The sequence below is a fragment of the Shewanella fodinae genome, assembly GCF_014651955.1.
GTDB classification, from domain to species: domain Bacteria; phylum Pseudomonadota; class Gammaproteobacteria; order Enterobacterales; family Shewanellaceae; genus Shewanella; species Shewanella fodinae.
Genome location: NZ_BMXW01000002.1, coordinates 254132 through 276379, shown reverse-complemented (window position 1 = coordinate 276379; position 22248 = coordinate 254132). Strand labels below are relative to the sequence as shown.

Annotated in this window: 22 protein-coding genes; 13 read left to right on the top strand and 9 right to left on the bottom strand. The window is 47.1% G+C overall.

The window, feature by feature from the left end:
• Nucleotides 1-8: 8 nt before the first annotated feature.
• The gene (gene serC / locus IE064_RS03465; protein ID WP_189616419.1) at nt 9-1103 is read left to right on the top strand and encodes a 3-phosphoserine/phosphohydroxythreonine transaminase; all 1095 of its coding nucleotides are present in this window, start codon (nt 9-11) and stop codon (nt 1101-1103) included.
• A 57-nt stretch (nt 1104-1160) separates the two neighbouring features.
• Here the strand turns inward: serC and IE064_RS03460 are convergent, their stop codons facing one another.
• On the bottom strand, nt 1161-2351 hold the full coding sequence (locus IE064_RS03460; protein ID WP_189616593.1) for an amino acid aminotransferase: 1191 nt from the start codon (nt 2349-2351) through the stop codon (nt 1161-1163).
• Between the two features lie 372 nt (nt 2352-2723).
• On the opposite strand from IE064_RS03460, the gene aroA reads away from it, so the two are divergent.
• The 9 genes from aroA to IE064_RS03415 all read left to right on the top strand — a co-directional run bounded on the left by aroA (nt 2724) and on the right by IE064_RS03415 (nt 10647).
• Complete coding sequence (aroA, locus tag IE064_RS03455) at nt 2724-4004, top strand: 3-phosphoshikimate 1-carboxyvinyltransferase (protein ID WP_189616417.1); 1281 nt, start codon at nt 2724-2726, stop codon at nt 4002-4004.
• Nucleotides 4005-4136: 132 nt separating this feature from the next.
• Nucleotides 4137-4832: a (d)CMP kinase gene (cmk, locus tag IE064_RS03450; RefSeq protein ID WP_189616414.1), complete on the top strand. Its 696-nt coding sequence runs from the start codon at nt 4137-4139 to the stop codon at nt 4830-4832.
• Between the two features lie 98 nt (nt 4833-4930).
• The gene (gene rpsA, locus IE064_RS03445) at nt 4931-6598 is read left to right on the top strand and encodes a 30S ribosomal protein S1 (RefSeq protein WP_133039189.1); all 1668 of its coding nucleotides are present in this window, start codon (nt 4931-4933) and stop codon (nt 6596-6598) included.
• A gap of 72 nt (nt 6599-6670) precedes the next feature.
• Entirely contained in the window at nt 6671-6958 is a 288-nt protein-coding gene (gene ihfB / locus IE064_RS03440; RefSeq protein ID WP_133039188.1) for an integration host factor subunit beta, read from the top strand.
• Nucleotides 6959-7085: 127 nt separating this feature from the next.
• On the top strand, nt 7086-7358 hold the full coding sequence (locus IE064_RS03435) for a LapA family protein (RefSeq protein ID WP_133039187.1): 273 nt from the start codon (nt 7086-7088) through the stop codon (nt 7356-7358).
• A gap of 1 nt (nt 7359) precedes the next feature.
• Nucleotides 7360-8520, top strand: a complete 1161-nt coding sequence (lapB, locus tag IE064_RS03430) for a lipopolysaccharide assembly protein LapB (protein WP_189616413.1) — start codon at nt 7360-7362, stop codon at nt 8518-8520.
• 29 nt (nt 8521-8549) lie between these two features.
• Nucleotides 8550-9245: an orotidine-5'-phosphate decarboxylase gene (pyrF, locus tag IE064_RS03425; protein WP_189616410.1), complete on the top strand. Its 696-nt coding sequence runs from the start codon at nt 8550-8552 to the stop codon at nt 9243-9245.
• A 9-nt stretch (nt 9246-9254) separates the two neighbouring features.
• Nucleotides 9255-9800 (top strand): DUF2058 domain-containing protein, encoded by a 546-nt coding sequence (locus IE064_RS03420; RefSeq protein ID WP_189616408.1) that lies wholly within the window; start codon nt 9255-9257, stop codon nt 9798-9800.
• 214 nt (nt 9801-10014) lie between these two features.
• Nucleotides 10015-10647 carry a YchE family NAAT transporter gene (locus tag IE064_RS03415; RefSeq protein ID WP_189616406.1) on the top strand — a complete coding sequence of 211 codons (633 nt, stop codon included), beginning with the start codon at nt 10015-10017 and terminating at the stop codon, nt 10645-10647.
• Nucleotides 10648-10650: 3 nt separating this feature from the next.
• Here the strand turns inward: IE064_RS03415 and IE064_RS03410 are convergent, their stop codons facing one another.
• From IE064_RS03410 to IE064_RS03400, 3 genes are all read right to left on the bottom strand, one after another.
• Nucleotides 10651-11982, bottom strand: coding sequence for an anti-phage deoxyguanosine triphosphatase (locus IE064_RS03410; protein WP_189616403.1), 1332 nt, complete (start codon nt 11980-11982; stop codon nt 10651-10653).
• A gap of 14 nt (nt 11983-11996) precedes the next feature.
• A complete protein-coding gene (yfbR, locus tag IE064_RS03405) occupies nt 11997-12584 on the bottom strand; it encodes a 5'-deoxynucleotidase (RefSeq protein ID WP_189616402.1) in 588 nt (195 codons plus the stop codon).
• 117 nt (nt 12585-12701) lie between these two features.
• On the bottom strand, nt 12702-13916 hold the full coding sequence (locus tag IE064_RS03400) for a pyridoxal phosphate-dependent aminotransferase (protein ID WP_133039180.1): 1215 nt from the start codon (nt 13914-13916) through the stop codon (nt 12702-12704).
• A 549-nt stretch (nt 13917-14465) separates the two neighbouring features.
• On the opposite strand from IE064_RS03400, the gene IE064_RS03395 reads away from it, so the two are divergent.
• Nucleotides 14466-15848, top strand: coding sequence for a Na+/H+ antiporter NhaC family protein (locus tag IE064_RS03395; protein WP_189616400.1), 1383 nt, complete (start codon nt 14466-14468; stop codon nt 15846-15848).
• Between the two features lie 93 nt (nt 15849-15941).
• Here the strand turns inward: IE064_RS03395 and efp are convergent, their stop codons facing one another.
• The 5 genes from efp to IE064_RS03370 form a co-directional block, all read right to left on the bottom strand.
• Nucleotides 15942-16505, bottom strand: a complete 564-nt coding sequence (gene efp, locus IE064_RS03390) for an elongation factor P (protein WP_189616397.1) — start codon at nt 16503-16505, stop codon at nt 15942-15944.
• Nucleotides 16506-16551: 46 nt separating this feature from the next.
• The gene (gene earP, locus IE064_RS03385) at nt 16552-17712 is read right to left on the bottom strand and encodes an elongation factor P maturation arginine rhamnosyltransferase EarP (RefSeq protein WP_189616396.1); all 1161 of its coding nucleotides are present in this window, start codon (nt 17710-17712) and stop codon (nt 16552-16554) included.
• Between the two features lie 60 nt (nt 17713-17772).
• The gene (gene fldA, locus IE064_RS03380) at nt 17773-18300 is read right to left on the bottom strand and encodes a flavodoxin FldA (RefSeq protein ID WP_133039176.1); all 528 of its coding nucleotides are present in this window, start codon (nt 18298-18300) and stop codon (nt 17773-17775) included.
• A gap of 50 nt (nt 18301-18350) precedes the next feature.
• Nucleotides 18351-18635, bottom strand: coding sequence for a LexA regulated protein (gene ybfE, locus IE064_RS03375; protein WP_133039175.1), 285 nt, complete (start codon nt 18633-18635; stop codon nt 18351-18353).
• Between the two features lie 224 nt (nt 18636-18859).
• Nucleotides 18860-19642 carry an alpha/beta fold hydrolase gene (locus IE064_RS03370; protein WP_189616591.1) on the bottom strand — a complete coding sequence of 261 codons (783 nt, stop codon included), beginning with the start codon at nt 19640-19642 and terminating at the stop codon, nt 18860-18862.
• A gap of 296 nt (nt 19643-19938) precedes the next feature.
• Between IE064_RS03370 and seqA the strand changes: the two genes are divergently transcribed.
• Together seqA and pgm are read left to right on the top strand one after the other, a co-directional pair.
• Nucleotides 19939-20493, top strand: a complete 555-nt coding sequence (gene seqA, locus IE064_RS03365) for a replication initiation negative regulator SeqA (RefSeq protein WP_189616394.1) — start codon at nt 19939-19941, stop codon at nt 20491-20493.
• Between the two features lie 36 nt (nt 20494-20529).
• On the top strand, nt 20530-22182 hold the full coding sequence (gene pgm / locus IE064_RS03360) for a phosphoglucomutase (alpha-D-glucose-1,6-bisphosphate-dependent) (RefSeq protein WP_189616392.1): 1653 nt from the start codon (nt 20530-20532) through the stop codon (nt 22180-22182).
• The last annotated feature ends 66 nt before the right edge of the window (nt 22183-22248 follow it).

Here is a 22248-nt window from a genome sequence, read left to right as displayed (position 1 = left end):
GAAAATGAGTGAGCACCGTTTATAATTTTTGTGCCGGCCCGGCAATGTTGCCCCCACCGGTAATGGCTAAAGCACAAGCCGAGTTGCTTGATTGGCAGGGGCAGGGAGTATCGGTGATGGAAGTCAGTCATCGCGGTGCCCCATTTATTGCCCTTGCCAAAGCATCCGAAGCCGATTTACGGGAACTCATGAATATCCCCGATAACTACCATGTATTGTTTATGCACGGTGGTGGTCGAGGCCAGTTTGCGGCAGTGGTGAATAATTTTCTTGGCAATAACGGTAAGGCGCTTTATTTACTCAGTGGTCAATGGTCAAAATCAGCAGCAGACGAAGCCGTACGTTTAGTGGGCGAAGCGCAGATTGACACCATAGAAATGGTCTCTAAAGTCAATGGATTAAACCAGGTTACTTTACCGGAACTCAATGGCCCAACAACACAATATCGTTACGTCCATTACTGCCCGAATGAAACGGTTGATGGTATCGAAATATTTGAAGAGATTGATGCTCCTTGGCCCGTTATTGCAGATATGTCATCAACGATCATGTCTCGCCAGGTGGATGTCAGTAAGTTCGGTATGATCTACGCGGGTGCGCAAAAAAATATTGGGCCATCAGGGCTGAGCATCGTCATTGTCAGAAAAGATCTGTTGCAACTGCCGCCCGTCAATCCGTCTTCTATTATGGATTACCGCATTGCCGCTGCACACGATTCCATGTTCAATACTCCGCCAACTTTTGCCTGGTATCTAGCGGCAGAAGTCTTTAAGTGGTTGCAACAGTTAGGTGGCGTGGCGGCCATTGAAACACAGAATAAACAGAAAGCTGAATTGCTGTATCAATGTATTGATGAGTTAGCGTTCTACAAGAATGGTGTGGCGCCACAAAATCGCTCGCGCATGAATGTCACTTTTCAGCTGCAGGATGAAGCATTGAATAAGGATTTCTTGGCGGACGCTGAAGCTCTCGGACTGGTTGCGCTGAAAGGACATCGTATTGTTGGTGGCATGAGAGCTAGCATCTATAACGCGATGCCATTGGCAGGAGTGCAAAAGTTGGTTGATTTTATGCGTGCGTTTGCCGAAAAGCACACAGCCTAAATATGCCCAGATAGCAAAAAAGCGACTGCATGCAGTCGCTTTTTTTGTCAGCGCGGCTTAAAGGATTGCCGCTATTGATTGCGCCAGATAATCCACATTGTCTTCAGTGATCCCCGCTACACTCATCCGGCTTGAACCCACCATGTAAATCCCATAATCGCGTTTTAGCTGTTCAACTTGTTCTGGCGAAATCCCTAAAAATGAGAACATCCCTTTCTGCTGTGCAATAAAACTGAAATCGCGGGTCACCCCCGCGGCTTTGATTCTATCGACCAGCATCGCTCGGTTACCGTTGATACGATTACGCATGACCGCCAGTTCTTCCAGCCATTGCTGAGACAGCTCTTCGGAACTCAAAATTGTTTCTACCAGCGCGGCACCATGCGCAGGTGGCATCGAATAATTGGCTCTAATGGCATGCAGCATGACTGACAGTGCAATATCCGCTTTTGCGGAATCTTGGGTAATGACCGCACAAGCGCCAATACGCTCACGGTACAGTCCAAAGTTTTTTGAACAGGAAGCGCACAGCAACATGGCATCGACCGCAGCAGCCATTTTGCGAACGCCATAGGCATCTCGCTCAAGGCTGTCGCCAAAACCTTGGTATGCCATATCAATCAACGGTGTAAATCCGCGTTCAACTGCTACGGCTACTACCTGATCCCATTGGGCTTCCGTCAGATCTTGTCCTGTCGGATTGTGGCAACAGGCATGCAACAACACTACATCATTACCGCCTAATTGCCGCAACGCAGCCAGCATCTCTTCAAATTTTAGCTGATTGTTTTGCTGATCATAATAGGGATAATTCTCCACTTTCAGTCCGGCACTTTTGAACAGGCTGACGTGGTTTGCCCAGGTAGGATCGCTAACCCACATGGTAGCATCCGGGTTGCAACGCTTGATGAAATCGGCGGCTACTTTTAACGAGCCAGTGCCTCCCGGGGTGGAGACGCTACGCACTCGGTTCTGTTCGATGACAGAGTGATCGGCACCAAAAGCCAAATGACAGATGAGTCGGTTAAATTTTTCGCTGCCCGCAGGTCCAATATAAACTTTGGTCGTTTCTGTTGCTGTACGCAGACGTTCTGCCGTTTTTACGCAAGCAAGGATAGGTGTGTTTCCCTGCGGATCTTTATAAACGCCCACACCCAAATCGACCTTTACAGGGCGAGGATCGTCACGAAATTGGCTCAACAGTCCCAGGATCGGGTCGGCAGGCATTGCTTGTAAATGGTTAAACATTGGCACTTCTGTCGTGGTAAGGATAAGTTGGACTAGCATAGCGGCATTTGCTGGCGATGTTAATTCTCCTCAGCACTGTTGTTGTACTGAATCGTAAACACAGGGTTTATTTTCTGAAAACGATAAAACAACGTTAATTTAATGCCGTTGATGCTGGAATTTTACGCAACGTCGAACAAAGATGCTGCAGCATGACGTAAAACGGTTGAACTGCCGTAATCAATCAGTCAATTTATGTCATCAGATTTTCGCCAAGGTCTGTGTGGCAACAACACATCAGAAGATATTGGGGGCGAATGCCATAACGCTCATGCTTGGCGTTCGCATAACAGTTTCCGAGCAGAATACTGCAGTCAATCAAGATAGTTAACTATGAAAGAATTACATCTAGCACACGTTGCTCACTTCAGTGGTGAAGTGAATATTCCCGGCTCAAAAAGCATTTCCAATCGGGCCTTATTACTTGCCGCATTGGCGAAAGGCAAAACTGAACTCACTAATCTGCTGGATTCAGATGATATCCGTCATATGTTAGCCGCACTATCCAAACTTGGTATCGAATATCAGTTATCTGCAGATAAAACCCGGTGTGTTGTCAACGGCAATGCTGGTCCATTCTCAGCCACGGCACCACTGACATTGTTTCTCGGCAATGCTGGCACCGCCATGCGACCATTATGTGCGGCGCTCACATTAAGTGTCGGGCAGTTTGACTTGACCGGAGAACCACGCATGGAAGAGCGTCCAATTGGCGATCTGGTGGATGCATTGCGGCAATTAGGTGCCGATATTGAGTATCTTAAAAATCCCCATTATCCGCCGCTACGGATCAACGGCACCGGTTTGACTGGCGGTACGGTAAAAATAGCCGGTAGCTTGTCCAGCCAGTTTCTCACAGCACTACTGATGGTGGCCCCGCTGGCACAGTCCGCGGTAACGATTGAAGTACAGGGGGAGTTGGTCTCAAAACCTTATATTGATATTACGCTGGCGTTGATGCAAAAGTTTGGTGTTGCAGTAAAGCATCATAACTATCAGCGATTTGATATCGCGGCCGGGCAACAATACATCGCGCCCGGAAAACTGTTAGTGGAAGGCGACGCTTCTTCGGCTTCTTATTTTCTTGCCGCAGGCGCTATTGCTGGCGGAGTGGTTAAGGTTACCGGGGTTGGCAGGCAAAGCATTCAGGGCGATGTAAAATTTGCCGACGCATTAGCCACTATGGGGGCAAAGATTGAATGGGGCGATGATTTTATCATTGCGCGAGGCAGCCAATTACAAGGGATTGACATGGATATGAACCATATCCCCGATGCTGCTATGACCATTGCCACGACAGCAATATTTGCCACAGGGAAGACTCGCCTGAGCAACATCTATAACTGGCGTATCAAAGAAACAGACCGTTTAGCGGCGATGGCAACCGAATTACGCAAAATTGGGGCAGAGGTGGAAGAAGGCCATGACTATATCTGCATTACGCCGCCGAAGCAGGTGCTTCATGCCGCGATAGATACTTATAACGATCATCGGATGGCGATGTGTTTCTCACTGTTGGCATTTGCTGATTGCGGGGTAACAATCCGCGATCCGGACTGCACCTCGAAAACCTTTCCTGGCTATTTCAGCCAATTTGCCGCTTTGTCACGCTAACGTAACAGCATCTGTGATTTGTTTGCGAAATTTCGCCATTCTTGTGGGTCGTATTCATGTATAATACGGCCCGCTTAATTCCCAAGCCCTGTCTTGCATGCTTGGGAACGACACTACACTGTGGAGGATTCTATGTCTGAACGGGCGCCTGTCGTCACTATTGATGGCCCCAGCGGAGCGGGAAAAGGAACCATCAGCCAGATGTTGGCTACCCGGTTAGGATGGAAGCTGCTTGATAGCGGCGCTATCTACCGTGTGCTGGCACTTGCTGCAATTCATCACGATGTGGAGCTGGATAATGAAGAAGCCATTACCTTGCTCGCTACCCACCTTGATGTGCAATTTCTGGCCGCCACTGATAAAGAAGCCACTAAAGTTGTACTCGAAGGTGAAGATGTCACCAACAGTATTCGCTCTCAGGAATGTTCTGATGCCGCCTCCCGAGTCGCGGCCTTTCCGCGGGTACGCGAGGCCCTATTACGGCGCCAACGGGCATTTAATGTTGCCCCAGGGTTAATTGCCGATGGTCGAGATATGGGGACCGTGGTTTTCCCCAATGCCCCCGCCAAATTGTTTTTAACCGCAACGGCGGAAGAACGCGCGCAGCGGCGCTATAATCAGTTGCGAGACAAGGGCTTTGATGTTAACATCGAACGCCTTTTAACCGAGATTAAAGAGCGTGATTTCAGAGACATGAATCGCGCTGTTGCGCCGTTAGTACCAGCAGATGATGCGCTGGTGATTGACACAACCGGTCTTGGCATAGAAGCCGTGTTTCAGCAAGCGCTGAAACACATTGAAGAGAAATTATCCGCCACAGGTGTTTGATACCTGTGGATTTTAGTATCTCCGGCAAGGATGCAGGAGATTAGTGAACTGACCCCATGCTCAGGATGTAGTATGGCTTTAATTTTAAAGTAATTAACATGACTGAATCTTTTGCTGATCTGTTTGAACAATCCCTTCAACAACTGGAATTTCGTCCAGGTTCTATCGTTCGCGGTACTGTTGTTGCCATCGAAAACGGCATGGTACTGGTTGACGCTGGCCTGAAATCAGAAAGCCCAATTCCTGCCGAGCAGTTCAAGAACGCCCAAGGCGAGCTGGAAATTGCTGTAGGTGACCAAGTTGACGTAGCGCTGGATAGCGTAGAAGACGGTTTTGGTGAAACCCAACTGTCTCGTGAAAAAGCTAAGCGCCATGAAGCCTGGATCGTTCTGGAAAAAGCCTACGAAGAAAATGCCACCGTTATCGGCATTATCAACGGTAAGGTTAAAGGCGGTTTCACTGTTGAATTGAATGGTATCCGTGCATTCCTGCCAGGTTCACTGGTTGATGTTCGTCCAGTACGCGACACTGCGCACCTGGAAAACAAAGAATTGGAATTCAAGGTTATCAAACTGGATCAGAAACGTAACAACGTAGTGGTTTCTCGCCGCGCCGTTATCGAATCTGAAAGCAGCGCTGAACGTGACGCCCTGTTGGAAAACCTGCAGGAAGGTCAAGCAGTTAAAGGTATCGTTAAAAATCTGACAGACTACGGTGCATTCGTGGATCTGGGTGGTGTTGACGGTCTGCTGCACATCACTGACATGGCATGGAAACGCGTTAAGCATCCATCTGAAATCGTCAATGTTGGTGACGAAATCACTGTTAAAGTGCTGAAATATGACCGTGAACGTACTCGTGTTTCACTGGGTCTGAAACAACTGGGTGAAGACCCATGGTTGGAAATCAGCAAACGTTACCCAGAAAACACCAAGCTGACTGGTCGTGTGACTAACTTGACCGATTATGGCTGCTTCGTTGAAATCGAAGAAGGTGTTGAAGGTCTGGTACACGTATCTGAAATGGATTGGACCAACAAGAACATCCACCCATCCAAGGTTGTTAGCCTGGGTGATGAAGTGGAAGTTCTGGTACTGGATATCGACGAAGAACGTCGTCGTATTTCTCTGGGTCTGAAACAGTGTAAGACTAACCCATGGGAAGACTTCTCCAACCGTTATGCCAAGGGCGATAAAGTTACTGGTAAGATCAAATCTATCACTGACTTTGGTATCTTCATTGGTCTGGACGGTGGCATCGATGGTCTGGTTCATCTGTCTGACATCTCTTGGAACAACAATGGCGAAGAAGCTGTTGGTGAATACAAGAAAGGTGATGAAATCACTGCTGTTGTACTGTCAGTTGACCCAGAACGTGAACGTATCAGCTTGGGTGTAAAACAGACTGAAGACGATCCTTTCAATGCCTACTTGGCAGATAAGAAGAAAGGTTCTATTGTAAACGGTACAGTAACTGCTGTTGATGCCAAAGGCGTGACTGTAGAACTGGCGGACACTGTTGAAGGTTACATCCGTGTAGCTGATATTAGCCGTGAACGTATCGAAGATGCTTCTACCGTATACAATGTAGGTGATAGCATTGAAGCCAAGTTTATGGGTGTGGATCGTAAGAACCGTGCCATCAGCTTGTCAATTCGTGCGAAAGACGAAGCCGAAGAGAAAGAAGTAATGGCAAACCTGAATAAGCAGGAAGATGTCGTTATGACTAACGCTATGGCTGAAGCATTCAAGGCAGCCCGCAAATAATGAACCTTGATGGCAGGGGCTCAGCTCCTGCCCGTTGGTGCCAGTGTTTGGCTTAAAATAGGGGTAGCGAGGATGACAAAATCCGAACTGATCGAAAAACTCGCAGCAGAGCAAACGCAGCTGTCAGCGAAAGATGTGGAAAATGCCATCAAAGAGATGTTGGAGCAAATGGCGAAGACATTGGAAAGCGGTGATCGCATCGAAATCCGTGGCTTTGGCAGTTTCTCACTACACTATCGTGCGCCTCGTGTAGGACGTAATCCTAAAACCGGGACTTCTGTCGAACTCGATGGTAAGTATGTGCCGCACTTTAAGCCCGGCAAAGAGCTGCGCGAACGGGTAGACGCCACTATCGTTTAATTATTGCTGGTATCAAAAGCCTCCTTAACTGGGGGCTTTTTTATATCTGAGCTAAGGCAATGCTGGTCAGTTCCAGCAAATTACTGGATAATCAGAGCATTGAATGCGACGATTCATGGAGTCGAATGTGAAGTCATTTATAGCCACAATTGTCCTCGCGCTGCTGTTTGTGTTGGCGTTGGTATTTGGTTCCCGTAATGAACAGATGGTTACCATTAGTTATTTTGTTGCACAGGGCGAATATCGTCTGCCGATGGTCCTAGCTGTGGTGTTTTTAGCGGGTTTTTTGGTGAGTTGGATCATCGCTTTCTTTTACATTATCCGTCTGAAACTATCACTGAAAAGTGCTCGGAAAAAGCTTATGTCCTTAACTGCTACCCAACAGGAGCACGACGCCTGATATGTTGGAACTGCTTTTTTTGCTGTTGCCTATTGCTGCCGCTTATGGCTGGTATATGGGGCGGCGCAACCTGAGACAAAAGCAGAATCTCAAGCAGAAGCAGTTGAGCCGTGACTATTTCACTGGCCTCAATTTTCTATTGTCCAACGAATCTGACAAAGCGGTAGATCTGTTCATCAGCATGCTGGATGTAGATGATGAAACCATTGACACTCATCTATCGTTGGGCTCTTTATTCCGCAAGCGTGGTGAAGTTGATCGCGCTATTCGCATTCATCAAAACCTGATTGCCAGGCCATCACTCGCTACTGAACAACGGGACTTGGCGATGATGGAACTTGGCAGGGACTATCTTGCCGCCGGTTTTTATGACCGGGCAGAGGAAATCTTTCTTAATCTGGCAGGACAGGAAGATCACTCAGAAGACGCCGAGAAAGAGCTTATTGCTATTTATCAAATGACCAAAGAATGGCAAAAAGCTATCGATATCACGCGCCGTTTACCCCGTAAGAGCCAGCAATCGTTGAAACCAGTTATTGCGCATTTTTACTGCCAGTTAGCGGAAGAAAACGAAGATAAAAACTCACAGATTAAACTGTTGCGACAGGCACTCAAACAAGATTGCGCATGCGGCAGGGCATTGCTGGCACTCTCCAAAATATATCTTGAATTTAAACAGTATGACGAGGTGCACCAGACATTAGAACAACTCTGTACCGCGGATGCAGAGTTATTCGCCGATGCCTTGCCTTTTGCCAAGCGCTTGCTCAAAGCAACTGGCGATAATCATTATTACCAACAGTTGTTGGTCAGTGCGATTGAGAAGGGTGCCGGAGCTTCGGTCATTGTCGCACTGGCGTTGCATATGTTGGACGCCGGTGATGTAAAAGGTGCCGAATCTCTGGTGCTTGACGCATTATATCGTCATCCAACAATGCGCGGTTTCCAGTTATTGATGCAGATGCATATTCGTCAAGCGGAGAAAGGGCAGGCGCGTGACAGTCTGGCGATGCTGGAGCAGTTGGTTGAACAACAGATCCGTTTCCGTCCCAGTTATCGTTGCCGTGAATGCGGCTTTCCGTCACATACCCTTTACTGGCATTGTCCTTCCTGCAAAAATTGGGGCAGCATTAAGCGTATTCGTGGTCTGGATGGTGAATGAGCCATCAAAACTGTTCAGTTGGAGTTCAAATGTTGGAAAATCCCATTGTAGTGGCACTTGATTTTGATAATAAATTTAAGGCACTACAGCTTGTTGATAAACTTGATCCCAGTCTTTGCCGGTTAAAAATTGGCAAAGAGATGTTTACATTGTTCGGGCCTGATTTGGTAAAAGAGATCCAGAATCGTGGCTTTGATGTGTTTCTCGATCTGAAATTCCACGATATTCCAAATACGGTTGCCAAGGCCGTAACTGCCGCTGCGGAGTTGGGCGTGTGGATGGTAAATGTGCACGCCAGTGGTGGCTTTGCCATGATGGAAGCGGCCCGCAAGGCCTTATTACCTTATGGTGAAAATGCACCATTATTAATTGCAGTAACGGTGCTTACCTCTATGAGCAGCGATGAACTCCAATTAGTTGGAGTTCATGCCTCTGCTGCCGAACAGGTTACCCGATTAGCGCAATTGAGTTTTGATGCAGGTTTGAATGGCGTTGTTTGCTCAGCACAAGAAGCTCATACACTAAAGCACCGTTTGGGGGAAGATTTTAAGCTGGTGACACCTGGTATCCGGCCGCAAGGTAGTGATGTTGGCGACCAAAAACGTATTATGACGCCTAAGAGCGCATTAGATGCCGGTGCTGACTATCTGGTTATCGGCCGCCCGATTACTCAGGCCGCTGAACCTTTGGCAGCGCTCGAAGCAATATATCAGTCCATCCGCTAAGGAGTATTTATGGCTAATGCACTCCAAGAGCAATTGTTGAAAGCTGGGCTTACCAGCAAACAGAAGATAAAAGATGTTAAAACCCAGAAAAAACGCAACCGTAAGGCCAACGTTGATGATGGCAGTGAAGCCCTGAAACAACAGGTGGCAATACAAAAAGCGGAGCAGGCAAAACGTGATAAACAACTGAATGAACAACGTTTTGCGGAAGCAAGCGAGAAAGGCCTGGTACGGAGCTTGATCACTGAAATTAAGAAGCAGGCCATTCGCTTACCGAGCGATGGTGAAATCAAGTTTAACTATACACTGCTTAATAAAATCTACCCGTTATATATTACTAATACACTGCAACAACAGTTGCTTAGTGGAAAGTTAGGTATCGTACGCTTAGAAGATCATAGCTATCTGGTTCCTCATCGATTGGCGGAGCGGGTTAACCTGTTGGTTCCCGATTGGGTCGGTTATTTATGGCGAGCCGATACTGACGGACTGCAACCTAAAGATGAAGAAGATCCCTATGCGGATTATGTTATCCCTGATGATCTCATGTGGTAATGAAGAAAGGCTCCATCAGGAGCCTTTTTTACGCCAAGAAATTGCAAATAATGCAATTTTTGTCATTACTTTTCGATGTAGCAACAATCCTCAATAAAATTAGGGATAACCCCAAAAAAATCTCATTTTGTAAAACCCTTAAGCTTAGAGTAGATTATGCGCCTCAAAAACGCCGATAGCGGCGTCATTCAGGTGTTATGTAAGGGTTTATATAGTGGAACTCACTCTCTACGTGAAATTCTTTCTAGGCCTTCTGGCAATTATCAATCCCATCGGGCTGCTACCAGTATTTGTTAGTCTCACTAGCCATCAAACTGCAGCAGAACGGGAACAAACAGCTAAAGTTGCCAATTTTGCGGTAGTAATTATTTTGCTGAGCACTATTGTTGCTGGGCAGTTAATCCTGAATATGTTCAGTATTTCCCTGTCAGCATTTCGTATCGCTGGCGGCACGCTGATTGCTATTATCGCAATGTCGATGTTGCAGGGGAAACTCAGTGAAGTTAAACGTAACCCTGAAGAAGATCGCGAAGCATCCATGATGGACTCTGTAGCAGTAGTGCCCTTAGCCCTGCCATTGATGGCTGGCCCTGGTGCCATCAGCTCAGTGATTGTTTTTGCCGCCGAGCACAAAGGCGTCTTAAACCTGTTAGCAATGTCATTAACTGTGGTGCTGTTTGGTTTACTCAGCTATGCACTTTTTCGTATGGCTAGCGTCATCAACAAATTGTTAGGGAAGACCGGCATCAACGTTATTACCCGCTTAATGGGGTTATTGATGTTGTCCATAGGCATTGAAGTGATGGCTGCCGGTCTTAAAGGACTATTTCCCCACTTGTTAGGCTGATGCCTATATGTGGCTAAACTCCATCAATGACGCTGCCCGAGGGCTGAATAACTGCTGATGCAGTCGGGCAGCAAATTCATCGGTCATTCCGGCAATATAATCGGCTATGACCCGCAAACTATTACCGCCATGCTGCTGTGCTGTCTGCCAACGCTCCTGCGTATTAAACGGCAATAGACGCAGCGGATCAGAGGCGAGCGCTTCAAATAGTTCCATCACTATCTGCTGGCCTTTATATTCGAGCATCTGGATTTCAGGTTTTCGTACCACAAACATCAAGACAAACTGTTTGAGGATCTCCAACATCTCATCATACGGGGCCTCAAGAACAGCCTGGTAGCGCAGCAGTGGCTCGGTAAATAGGTTGTTTTCTCTCACGCAAATTGCGGTTACCAGTGCATTGACCAAAGTACCGATAGCATCTTTGCGGCGGTAATGTTTGCTAGAAAACAGCCTGCCGTCGATATTATCCAGTTGCTCTTTGATCCAAGGGTCTTGCAGGCAGGACAAACGGGGAGCAACAAATTCCAACCATTGCTCACGACTGACAATGCCCATGACGATGGCATCTTCCAGATCATGTACCGCATAGGCGATATCATCTGCTAATTCCATAATGGTACTGTCAAAGGATTTATACAGCGTGCGCTGATGCCCACCAGTACTGGCTTGGCTGCTACGAATAAACTCAGCACGGTCGTGAGCTGTCAAAGGTGCTAGGACCCAGTTAAATACTGCGGCGTCATCATTAAAGATGGCTTTAACTGGTGGCCATTGGCTCGGTTTTAACTGGCGATAATTACTCACCGCTGGTTGCGCATATTTTTGTCGCAGTGATTCCGCTAACGCGGGATATTTCATCACCCCCAACAAGGTTCTGCGCGTCAGGTTCATGCCATAATGTTCAGTATAAGGCTCAAGCTTAGTCAGAATGCGAAATGTCTGTCCGTTGCCTTCAAAGCCCCCGTGATCACGCATCATGTAATTCAGAGCTGTTTCTCCGCCATGACCATAGGGCGGATGACCAATGTCATGGGCCAAACATAGCGCTTCAATCAGACTCATTGAATCGAGCCACGTCAACATTTCTGGGAAACGTTGTTTCAATTGCGCCGCAATACCGGTACCTATTTGTGATACTTCCAGTGAATGCGTAAGTCGGGTGCGATAAAAGTCGTTCATGCCGACGCCCAGCACCTGTGTTTTTGCTTGCAGTCGGCGAAAGGCTGCCGAGTGCATGATCCGCGCCCGATCGCGTTGAAAGGGTGACCGGTAATCATTGCGACGCTGGCTCTGATCGCGTTCCCGGCGTTCTAACCAAGGAGAAGTTTCCATCTAAAGATTCCCTGTTACAACAACTGATTAATTTGATCTAAATCGAGGGTAAAACTGGGAATAAATGCTTGTCGAAAATACTGTACTGCGGGATCTGGATTGTTATCCAGCATCTGTTCAAGCCGTCGTTTAGCCGAGTTGAACTCACTATTACCCGCATGTTTTTCTTCCAAGCATTTAAGATAAGCACATAGCGTATCGGCAGACTTCACCAAGCGCTGGTACTCAACATCATTATCATGGCTGATGAATAAGCTACGATAATCCTCCCGGAAGATTTCCGGCACCATCTGCAGCAGCCGTTCTTCGGCAATTGCTTCGATTTTCTTATATTCGGTCTCAATATCTTTATTAAAATATTTCACTGGTGTAGGTAAATCGCCCGTCAACACTTCGCTGGCATCGTGGAATATTGCCAGTGTAGCTGCGCGTTCAGGAGAATAATGTCCCTGATATAAGCGATTGCTGATAATTGCCAGCGCATGCGCAACCATGGCGACTTGCAGTGAATGCTCCTGCACATTTTCCTGACGGATGTTGTGCATTAAAGGCCAACGTTGGATTAACTTCATTCTGGCGAGGTGGGCAAACAGATGACTCATCTTTTCCTCTTTGATGACTCACAGAATATCCACTACTGTAACGCAAGCGGGCGGTGAATGGCAGTTGCGAAGATAACAATAGTCAGAAGCCGTGACTTGCACGGCTTCTTCATCAGCTTATTGATGGTAATGGCTCAAAAAGTCACCAAAAGCGAACAAGGCTTTTTGGAGATCTTCTTTATAAGGCAGGAACACCACGCGCAGATGATCCGGTGCCGCCCAATTGAAGGCCGTTCCTTGCACCAATAGGATTTTTTTCTCTTTCAATAAATCCAGCACTAACCGTTCATCATCACGAATACTAAAACGCTTAGCGTCGAGTTTCGGAAAGGCATACATCGCCCCCATAGGCTTTTTACAGCTGACCCCAGGGATTTGATTCAGCAGGTCATAACAGGTATCGCGCTGAATCGTCAGTCGGCCTTGCGGTGCTGTCAGTTCATTAATACTCTGGTATCCACCCAAAGCGGTCTGAATACCATGCTGGTTGGGCACATTGGCACAAAGCCGCATGGACGACAGCATTTCCAACCCTTCAATGTAACTCTTGGCCGCTTTAAGATTACCAGAGAGCATCATCCAGCCGATACGAAATCCAGCGGCCCGATAGGCTTTTGATAATCCGTTAAAAGTGACGGTCAGGATGTCATCAGATAAACTTGCCGCGTAAGTATGGTGAGCATCGTCATACAGAATTTTGTCGTAAATCTCATCAGCAAACAGAATTAATGAGTGCTCACGGCAAATCTCTACAATTTCCAACAACAATTCACGGGGATACACGGCCCCGGTAGGATTGTTGGGATTGATAATCACCAGTCCTCTAGTGCGCGGCGTAATTTTACTGCGGATATCATCTAAGTCGGGGAACCAGTCGGCTTCTTCATCACAGATGTAATGCCGCGCTTTACCGCCAGCAAGATTCACCGCAGCGGTCCACAACGGATAGTCGGGTGAGGGCAGCAATACCTCATCATCAGCGTTTAGTAATCCCTGCATGGACATCATAATAAGTTCGGACACACCATTACCAATATACACGTCTTCAATATCCACCCCGTGGATACCTTTAGACTGATAATGCTGCACGATTGCCTTACGGGCAGAAAACAGGCCTTTTGATTCACAATAACCCTGAGAAGATGGCAGGTTCAGGATCACATCACGGACAATTTCTTCAGGAGCATCAAAGCCAAAGACGGCAGGGTTCCCAATATTGAGCTTGAGGATTCGGTGACCTTCATCTTCCAGGCGGCGGGCTTCCTTATGAACTGGACCACGAATGTCATAACAAACACTGTCCAGTTTATGGGATTTAATTACGGGCCGCATATTACCTCGAAGTTGATGGTTTAAAACAATTAGATTGGACGAAGAACAATAGCGAATTTCACCCCATTAAAAAAGAGGGAAATAAAAAAATATCTATATTTTTCAGTCGATTTATCCGTAAAAAAGAAGCATGAAATAATATAGCGATACAAAAAACTGATATTTTTGTTACTTGACATATTTTTCACTTAAAAACTGCCATTGTTGCCCACAAATCAATATTCGTTTACAGCGGATAAATATCTACTAACCAAGCGAGTTATGTTGTCAGTTTAGAGTCCCTAAAAACGATGCTAATAACATGAATTAACTTGTAAAGGGGACATTTCAGTCACAGCTTGAGCAGTTGAGGACGTTAGCATAGATATTTGGTTGACTAGAATTCATAAGCGATTTATTTTCAGCCAGATGTTATTGGAATGGTGTCCGAACAGCTACGACTGAGCTAAAGGCAAAAACCTCCCAGACAGTTAACAGGTGCGATGCAAGTAGAACAAAGCACCTTGGACTATTGGCCATATGGCCGTTTACTTTTGAGGACCTAAGTGCATGTCTGAGCCGACAGCGTTAAGTCTTATTCCCCCTATTGTGGTGCTGGTCTTTGCCATCTGGCTAAGACGGCCCATTCTGGCGTTAATCATCGGTGCTGTTACCGGCTTGTTGTTGGTTGATCCAGCAGAAGTACTCAATAGCTTTGCCGATGCATCATTGAAGGTAATGGGTGATGAAACGATTGGCTGGTTGATCCTCGTTTGCGGTAGTTTTGGGGCGTTAATTGCCTTGTTAGTCCGTACCGGCGGGGCGTTGGCGTTTGGGCGCAATGCGATGCGTTTTGCCACAGGCCCCAGATCATCGCTATTGATGACCTTTGTGCTGGGTATTGTGATCTTCATTGATGATTACCTAAATGCGCTGACCGTTGGCGAAACCATGAAACGGGTCACCGATAGGTTTAAAATTTCTCGAGAAATGCTGGCCTATATCGTTGATTCTACCGCGGCTCCGGTATGCGTTATCGTACCATTGTCGACCTGGGCGGTGTTTTTTGGTGGTTTGTTGGTTGATAACGGCGTAGCCGCCAAAGGTGAGGGGATCCATGTCTACATGCAGGCGATCCCTTATATGCTATATGCCTGGTTAGCGGTATTGATGGTATTGTTCGTCGCTGCTGGTATCGTGCCAGCCATTGGCCCGATGAAAAAAGCCGAACTTGCCGCCAAGGCGGGCACACCAGCCAAAGCGCAAGTTGATCTTGATGAGGTATTAACGTCTGACGAGTATGCACTTAAAGCCATTGAAGAAGAGTTCGAGAATGCGGATAAGCAAGGCAAGCTGCATAACTTTTTAGTGCCTATGTTGTTACTGGTGGCTTTTACTGTTTATTTCGATATTGATGTCTGGAAAGGATTACTGGCCACGCTGGTCGTTACCATTCCTTATTATGCCGTGCAGCGCTTAATGCCGCTGGCCGAAATGATGGACCAGATGATTGATGGCTTTAAAAGTATGTTGCCGGCTATTGGTACTGTGATTGCCGCATTTGTTTTTAAGGATGTGTGCGATCAATTAATGCTGCCACAGTATGTGATTAATGTGCTCAGCCCTTATATGACCGCGCAAATGCTGCCAGCGCTGGTATTTGCAGCGATGGCCATTTTGGCGTTTGCTACTGGTTCGAGTTGGGGGATTTTTGCGGTAACGATCCCCATCGTGATGCCGCTGGCAAAATCGGTAGATGCTGATATTCCATTGGTAATCGGGGCGTTGTTATCCGCCTCATCTTTTGGCAGTCAGGCATGCTTTTACTCCGATTCCACAGTACTGGCAGCACAAGGTTCCGGCTGCAATCTCGTCAGTCATGCAGTCACTCAGTTACCCTATGCCTTAATCGCTGCGGTCATCGCTTTTTTCGGGTTTATTTTGATAGCCTGATAATTGGATTTATGCGAGAGGTTCATATGAACCTCTCGGTTTTCCCCAATAAAAAAGCCAGCAATTTGCTGGCTTTTTCAAATTTGGTCCCGATTACACGCGTTTTTTGAATTCGCCAGTACGGGTATCGATTTCGATCTTGTCGCCTTCTTTAACGAAATCAGCAACCATGATTTCCATGTCGGTACCGATCAGTTTAGCTGGCTTCATTACTTTACCTGTGGTGTCGCCACGGGCAGCAGGTTCAGTGTAACCCACTTCACGAACGATAGTGGTTGGCAGTTCTACAGAGATAGCCTTACCGTTGTAGAAAGTCACCTGACAAACTTCTTCCATACCATCAACGATAAAGTTGATAGCATCGCCCATGTTTTCGGCTTCTACATCGTACTGGTTGTACTCAGCATCCATGAAAACATACATTGGGTCGGCGAAGTAGGAGTAGGTACATTCGAGACGTTCCAACTGGATGTCATCCAGTTTGTCGTCAGCTTTGAACACAGTTTCAGTACCTGAACCTAACAACAGGTTCTTCAGTTTCATTTTACAAACTGCGGCGTTACGGCCTGATTTGTTGTATTCGGTCTTCAGTACAACCATTGGGTTGCCATCAACCATGATCACGTTACCTGCGCGGATTTCCTGAGCAGTTTTCATTACGTAGATTCCTATATTTCACGGTTTTTCAGTTCAGCGCAGCATCTTAGCGGTTTTCAACCATTTTCACTAGCCTGTTTGCAAGATCTGCGTCATTTATTGCGTCAACCGGCCATTGTTTCGCATGTTGCGACAACGGCCCATTGACAAGACCCAATTTTTGCCAGTAATGGCAAACTGCCGGGCCATCTTGTTGATTAAAAGCGAGATTAAGCTGTTGCCAAGCTTCTGCCACGGCTGGAGCGAGATTATGGCAATATCGGCGCATAAAAGCATCCAATTTTATCAGATGTGCATCTTCTTGTTGCGGATAGATATGCCAGATAAAAGGTTTCGCAGCCCACTGCGCGCGCAGAAACGAATCTTCTCCCCGTACGATGTTGAAATCACAACTCCATAGCAGTTGGTCATATCCTTGCTGATCTGTCATAGGCAGTGCATGAATATGAAGATTGTTAATCAAATAACTACTTGGGACAGATGTCGTTACATTACTTTGAGTGTTAAGCCATTGTTTAACGGCGGCTAAGCCTTTACCGCGAGGCACCAGCAGATGCAGCTTGGTAGGGGTATCGCGCCATAGCGCTAATAAGTGATTAAGTGCGGCGTTTTCGTAGCAAAATAGGCTGACGACCATCTCATCAGCGTTGATGTCGGTGAGTCCATAAGATTGCCACAAAGATAATTTGGTTTGTTGAAGGCTCTGCCAACGTTCACGTTTATCAAACAGCCCTTGCTCGCAAATCAAACCACCTGATTTGGCGGTGAAGCCTGGAAAGTAAAAAATCTTTTTGACACCGGGAAGTGCTGGCGAACTCAAGCCGTGACAGTCATCAATCCAGGATTCTGCACTGAGATATTCGAGATTAAACCAGATTGGCGGCGAAGGCAGTTGTGGCAATACTTGCTGTATTTCATCAGGCAATTCACAAGCGAATGCCTCAATAAGCACTGTACCAGGGAGCCATTGCTGCGGTAATGGTTGCGTCCAATGAATGACGGTGACCCCGTAAAATTGTTGAGTCAGTGCCGTTGGAGCGAGTTCCGGTAAGATATGGGCAAAACTCAATAGGTCATCAACCCACAGATTGATATCCAAGTTGTACTCATTTGCCAGCTGTCGTGCCAGACGCCAGGTAACGCCGATGTCACCGTAATTATCGACGACGGTACAAAAGATATCCCAATGTCGTTGAATGGATTGCATGCGTAATTCACCTATAAAAAAGGCGGCACTGTCGCCGCCTTTATCGAAATAGGGGATAAATCAGTCTTCTAACTCGGCCAGACACATTTCGTCGTAGATCTGCTTAACCCAAGCATCTACACGTTCTTCGGTCAACTCTGGCTGACGATCTTCGTCAATCCCTAAGCCGACAAAGTGCTTATCATCCACCAACGCTTTAGACGCTTCAAATTCATAGCCCGCTGTTGGCCAATGACCGATGATAATGGCACCACGTGGCTCGATAATGTCACGTAAAGTCCCCATCGCATCAAGGAAATACTCTGCGTAATCCTCCTGATCGCCGCAGCCGAAGATTGCGACCAGTTTGTCGGTGAAGTCGATCTTTTCCAATTCTGGGAAAAAGTCATCCCAATCACACTGAGACTCACCGTAATACCACGTCGGAATGCCGAGGATCAGCAGATCATAGGCGGCGATATCATCTTTGGTACTCTTGGCGATATCTTTCACCTCAACCATCTTCTCACCCAGTTTTTTCTGGATCATTTTGGCTACAGCTTCGGTGTTACCGGTGTCGCTTCCGAAAAAAAGACCTACAGTTGCCATCGTCTTTCCTTTAATTCAACTAACTAAATTCGTTATACAATCCTGATCCACTATACTTCGAAAATGCTGCTAACACTCTGTTGTAAAATATGCTCGATCAGTTGACTGCGGCTGATGTTACTGGCCGACGCCTGTTCGTTCAAGGCATCATACAAATCTTGTGACACCTTTAACTCTATTCTTTTTAATCCTTTTTCCCTGTCCCGTTTCACCTGATTACGTTTATTCACCCGTAACTGCTGGTCTCGGGGAAGGGGATTACTTCGCGGACGGCCCCGACGCTTCTCATTGGCAAAAAGGTCGATGGTCGTTCTGTCAGATGATTCTTTTGCCATTTATTTGTTCTTTTCATCGGACATCTCGGTCCGAATTTTAACTTGCTGCTGTTGGTAGTCCAACCTGTATTCCATCGCCCGTGGTTGAAAACCAGTACAATCATCCGAAATGACCATGAAAGTCCTTAGAGGTTCCTTCACTATTAACGGAATGTGCGCTCGGGCATAAAAGAGGCGCGACTATAGCATATTGACAATGGTGCCGCTATATCACGGTCACCGCTTCATTGCCCCGAAACATGCTCATTGATGAACTCATGTACAATGCGGTTAAATACCGTTGGCTTTTGTGCATGTAGCCAGTGACCAGTGCCTGCAATAGTTTTGGATACCGCATGAGGAAATTGCTGCACAATTGCTTCTCGATAATCGGCGTTAACATAGGTTGGGTCTGCACTGTGTAGCAACAGAATCGGCCCTGAAAATGTCAGAAAACCGGGCGCTGAGGGTGAATTAAACCAACCAATAATCTGCGGATAACTGTGGATTAATCCGGGCAAATTCAGTTTCCACTCAAATCCTGCGTCATTACGCCGCAGACTTTTCAGCAAAAACTGGGCGGTGGCTTCGTCAACACCTTGATTCAAGAGATGTTGCAGTGCAACCCGGCGGTCTTGGGCGTCCAACGGCAAACTCGTCATGGCAGCAAAGACTTTGTCATGCCGATTGTTATAGGCAACCGGCGCAATATCGGCAGCAACCACAGATAGCACGCGTTCTGGCGCGATTAAGGCAGTTGCCATGGCAATCTTGCCCCCCATGGAATGGCCGACCAGATGCGCTTGTTTAATCTGCAATTGATCTAATAACGCCACCAGCATGTTTGCGACTGTGGGGTAATCCATGTATTCGAGATGTTCGCTACGCCCGTGATTAGGGCAATCCACGCGGATCACGCGGTAGTCGGATGCCAGATCATTGCCTAACGCCTTGAGGTTGTCTCCATCACCGAATAAGCCATGGATGAGGACGACAGGTATCCCATGACCACTTTCGCTAAAAAACATCATTTCTCCTATATTCGGCAATATCTGCAGTGCCGTGGCGAAATACATAGGCACCAAAGACAAAAATTTTGCGGCAAAGCTCACATCATTACAAGCGCCGCTGCTTTCTGCAGCAACAGTTGGTCGCTTTTCAGGCAGGTATGCCTAAAGTGCCAAGCCAGCAAAGTATTTCAGCGTTTTTTCAGCGATTTGCTCTTTTCCCTAGACGGGTTTGTGGCATACTTTTGCCCTGAACGATCGCGCTGGATCGTACCACTTGCTGGGCCTTTTCAGCACCAAATGACAGGAATCATGGCATGAAATATATTGAAGTGGACGAAGAACTATATCGCTTTATTGCCGGAAAGACCGAACGTATCGGCGAAAGCGCTTCGGATATTTTGCGGCGTTTATTAGGGCTGGAATCAGTTAATCTGGAGACGGAAACCCCACCCGTCGCCGTTAGTCATCCGGGCATGGAATCTTCCTATGTTCCCAACAATCTGCCCCCTGTTTCTGATGTTGTCGATTTTGAACAACTGTATGTGCCTAGCGTACTGGAAAGCCAGAAGGGTGCAGTAGGACGTTTTCTGTTTGTGCTTGAAGCGCTTTATCAGCAAATGCCGCAACAGTTTGAAAAAGTGTTGCAGGTTCAGGGCCGGGACAGGTTGTATTTTGCAACATCGAAAGAAGCGTTGTTGTCAGCCAGTCAATCTGCTAATCCTAAGGAGATTGGTAATAGCGGTTATTGGGTTACCACCAATAATAACACGGCTAAAAAACGCGCTATTTTGCTGGAAGCGCTGGAAAAACTTGGTTGTGGTGCTATTCGCGCCAACGCCATTGCCGATGCAGCATTACCATCAGCCTAAACAGCGTAGCACAGTTAACTGACAAGGAGAGCAACCGTGGCAATCCATGAACGTGCAGGCAAACAGGCACAACAGCGTGACCTGGTCAATATTCCTAAATTGATGAGTTTTTATTATCGGTTGATCCCCGATGTTGAAAACCCGGCACAACAGGTGAGTTTTGGTACTTCTGGACATCGGGGCTCAGCCTTTAGCAGTAGTTTTAACCAGAATCATATCTGGGCGATAACACAGGCCATTGTCGATTATCGTCAACAGCAGGGGATTCATGGCACGCTGTTTTTGGGAATGGACACCCATGCGCTGTCGCAGGCTGCTTACGTTTCTGCTTTGGAAGTCTTATTGGCAAACGAAGTGCAAGTGGTGGTGCAGCAAAATGAAAGTTTTACACCGACGCCTGTGGTTTCCCAAGCAATTGTCGCTGCTAACGTTGGTAAAGCAAAAGATGACAGCAACCGCTGCGACGGCATCATTATTACGCCATCCCATAATCCGCCGCAGGATGGTGGTATCAAGTATAATCCACCCCATGGTGGTCCGGCAGAGGCCGCGGTGACGAACTGGATAGAGTCCCGCGCCAACCAATATCTACAACGCCGATTGGAAGGGATTAAAAAGCTCAATTATGGTACGGCAGCAGCCATCGGTTTGATTAAGCAGCAGGATCTCATCACGCCTTACGTTAGAGCTTTGGAACAGGTCATTGATATGGCCGCCATTGCAAAGGCTGGGGTGAATATTGGTGTAGATCCGTTGGGGGGCTCCGGCATCTATTATTGGGAAAAAATTGCCGAAACTTATGGGCTTAAGATCACGCTGGTAAACGATAAAGTTGACCCAACATTCGGTTTTATGCCATTGGACAAAGACGGCAAAATTCGCATGGATTGTTCATCACCATACGCCATGGCTGGGTTGCTGAGACATCAGAACGAATATGATGTCTGTATTGGTAATGATCCTGACTATGATCGTCACGGTATTGTGTGCCCGGGCAGTGGATTAATGAACCCTAATCACTATCTAGCGGTGGCGATTGACTATCTGTTGAGCCATCGGCCGCAATGGTCAGCCGAACTAAAGATTGGCAAAACGCTGGTATCCAGCGCACTTATTGACAAAATTGTCGCCTCTCATGGCCGGGTTTTGTGTGAGGTACCGGTTGGCTTTAAATGGTTTGTCGATGGTTTGGCTGATGCCAGTTTTGCCTTCGGTGGTGAAGAAAGTGCCGGTGCAGCATTCCTAAAACGCGATGGAACAACCTGGTGTACCGATAAAGACGGTATCATTCTGGGCTTGTTGGCGGCGGAAATTATTGCGGTTACCGGAAAATCACCTGCTGAGCGCTATGAAGAGTTAGTGGCAGAATTCGGCCGTAGTTATTATCGGCGCATTGACAGTCCAATCAATGCTAAGCAAAAAGCGCGTTTTAGCCGCTTGAATGCCGATACGCTAGGCGCTGACACCATTGCAGGTGATAAAATTGAAACCGTTCTGACCCATGCGCCGGGTAACAATGCCGCTATCGGTGGTATCAAGGTCACCATCGCAAACGGTTGGTTTGCCGCGAGGCCTTCAGGCACTGAAGCGCTATTTAAAATCTATGCCGAAAGCTTTATCAGTGAACAGCATCTGGACCGGTTAATGAGTGACGCGCAACAGGTGATAAAACAAGCCTTGAAAGGCTAACACTGAGTTATCACTGCAGCCCAAAAACGCACTCAATGATTAGAGTGCGTTTTTATGTGCCGTCTC

Excerpts from the sequence above, each read along its gene's own strand:
- lapB (WP_189616413.1), top strand. The coding sequence starts at position 7,360 with ATGTTGGAACTGCTTTTTTTGCTGTTGCCTATTGCTGCCGCTTATGGC.
- pyrF (WP_189616410.1), top strand. The coding sequence starts at position 8,550 with ATGTTGGAAAATCCCATTGTAGTGGCACTTGATTTTGATAATAAATTT.
- ihfB (WP_133039188.1), top strand. The coding sequence starts at position 6,671 with ATGACAAAATCCGAACTGATCGAAAAACTCGCAGCAGAGCAAACGCAG.
- seqA (WP_189616394.1), top strand. The coding sequence starts at position 19,939 with ATGAAATATATTGAAGTGGACGAAGAACTATATCGCTTTATTGCCGGA.
- IE064_RS03460 (WP_189616593.1), bottom strand. The coding sequence starts at position 2,351 with ATGTTTAACCATTTACAAGCAATGCCTGCCGACCCGATCCTGGGACTG.
- cmk (WP_189616414.1), top strand. The coding sequence starts at position 4,137 with ATGTCTGAACGGGCGCCTGTCGTCACTATTGATGGCCCCAGCGGAGCG.
- efp (WP_189616397.1), bottom strand. The coding sequence starts at position 16,505 with ATGAAAACTGCTCAGGAAATCCGCGCAGGTAACGTGATCATGGTTGAT.
- rpsA (WP_133039189.1), top strand. The coding sequence starts at position 4,931 with ATGACTGAATCTTTTGCTGATCTGTTTGAACAATCCCTTCAACAACTG.
- IE064_RS03410 (WP_189616403.1), bottom strand. The coding sequence starts at position 11,982 with ATGGAAACTTCTCCTTGGTTAGAACGCCGGGAACGCGATCAGAGCCAG.
- fldA (WP_133039176.1), bottom strand. The coding sequence starts at position 18,300 with ATGGCAACTGTAGGTCTTTTTTTCGGAAGCGACACCGGTAACACCGAA.
- IE064_RS03420 (WP_189616408.1), top strand. The coding sequence starts at position 9,255 with ATGGCTAATGCACTCCAAGAGCAATTGTTGAAAGCTGGGCTTACCAGC.
- yfbR (WP_189616402.1), bottom strand. The coding sequence starts at position 12,584 with ATGAGTCATCTGTTTGCCCACCTCGCCAGAATGAAGTTAATCCAACGT.
- IE064_RS03395 (WP_189616400.1), top strand. The coding sequence starts at position 14,466 with ATGTCTGAGCCGACAGCGTTAAGTCTTATTCCCCCTATTGTGGTGCTG.
- aroA (WP_189616417.1), top strand. The coding sequence starts at position 2,724 with ATGAAAGAATTACATCTAGCACACGTTGCTCACTTCAGTGGTGAAGTG.
- ybfE (WP_133039175.1), bottom strand. The coding sequence starts at position 18,635 with ATGGCAAAAGAATCATCTGACAGAACGACCATCGACCTTTTTGCCAAT.
- IE064_RS03400 (WP_133039180.1), bottom strand. The coding sequence starts at position 13,916 with ATGCGGCCCGTAATTAAATCCCATAAACTGGACAGTGTTTGTTATGAC.
- earP (WP_189616396.1), bottom strand. The coding sequence starts at position 17,712 with ATGCAATCCATTCAACGACATTGGGATATCTTTTGTACCGTCGTCGAT.
- IE064_RS03370 (WP_189616591.1), bottom strand. The coding sequence starts at position 19,642 with ATGTTTTTTAGCGAAAGTGGTCATGGGATACCTGTCGTCCTCATCCAT.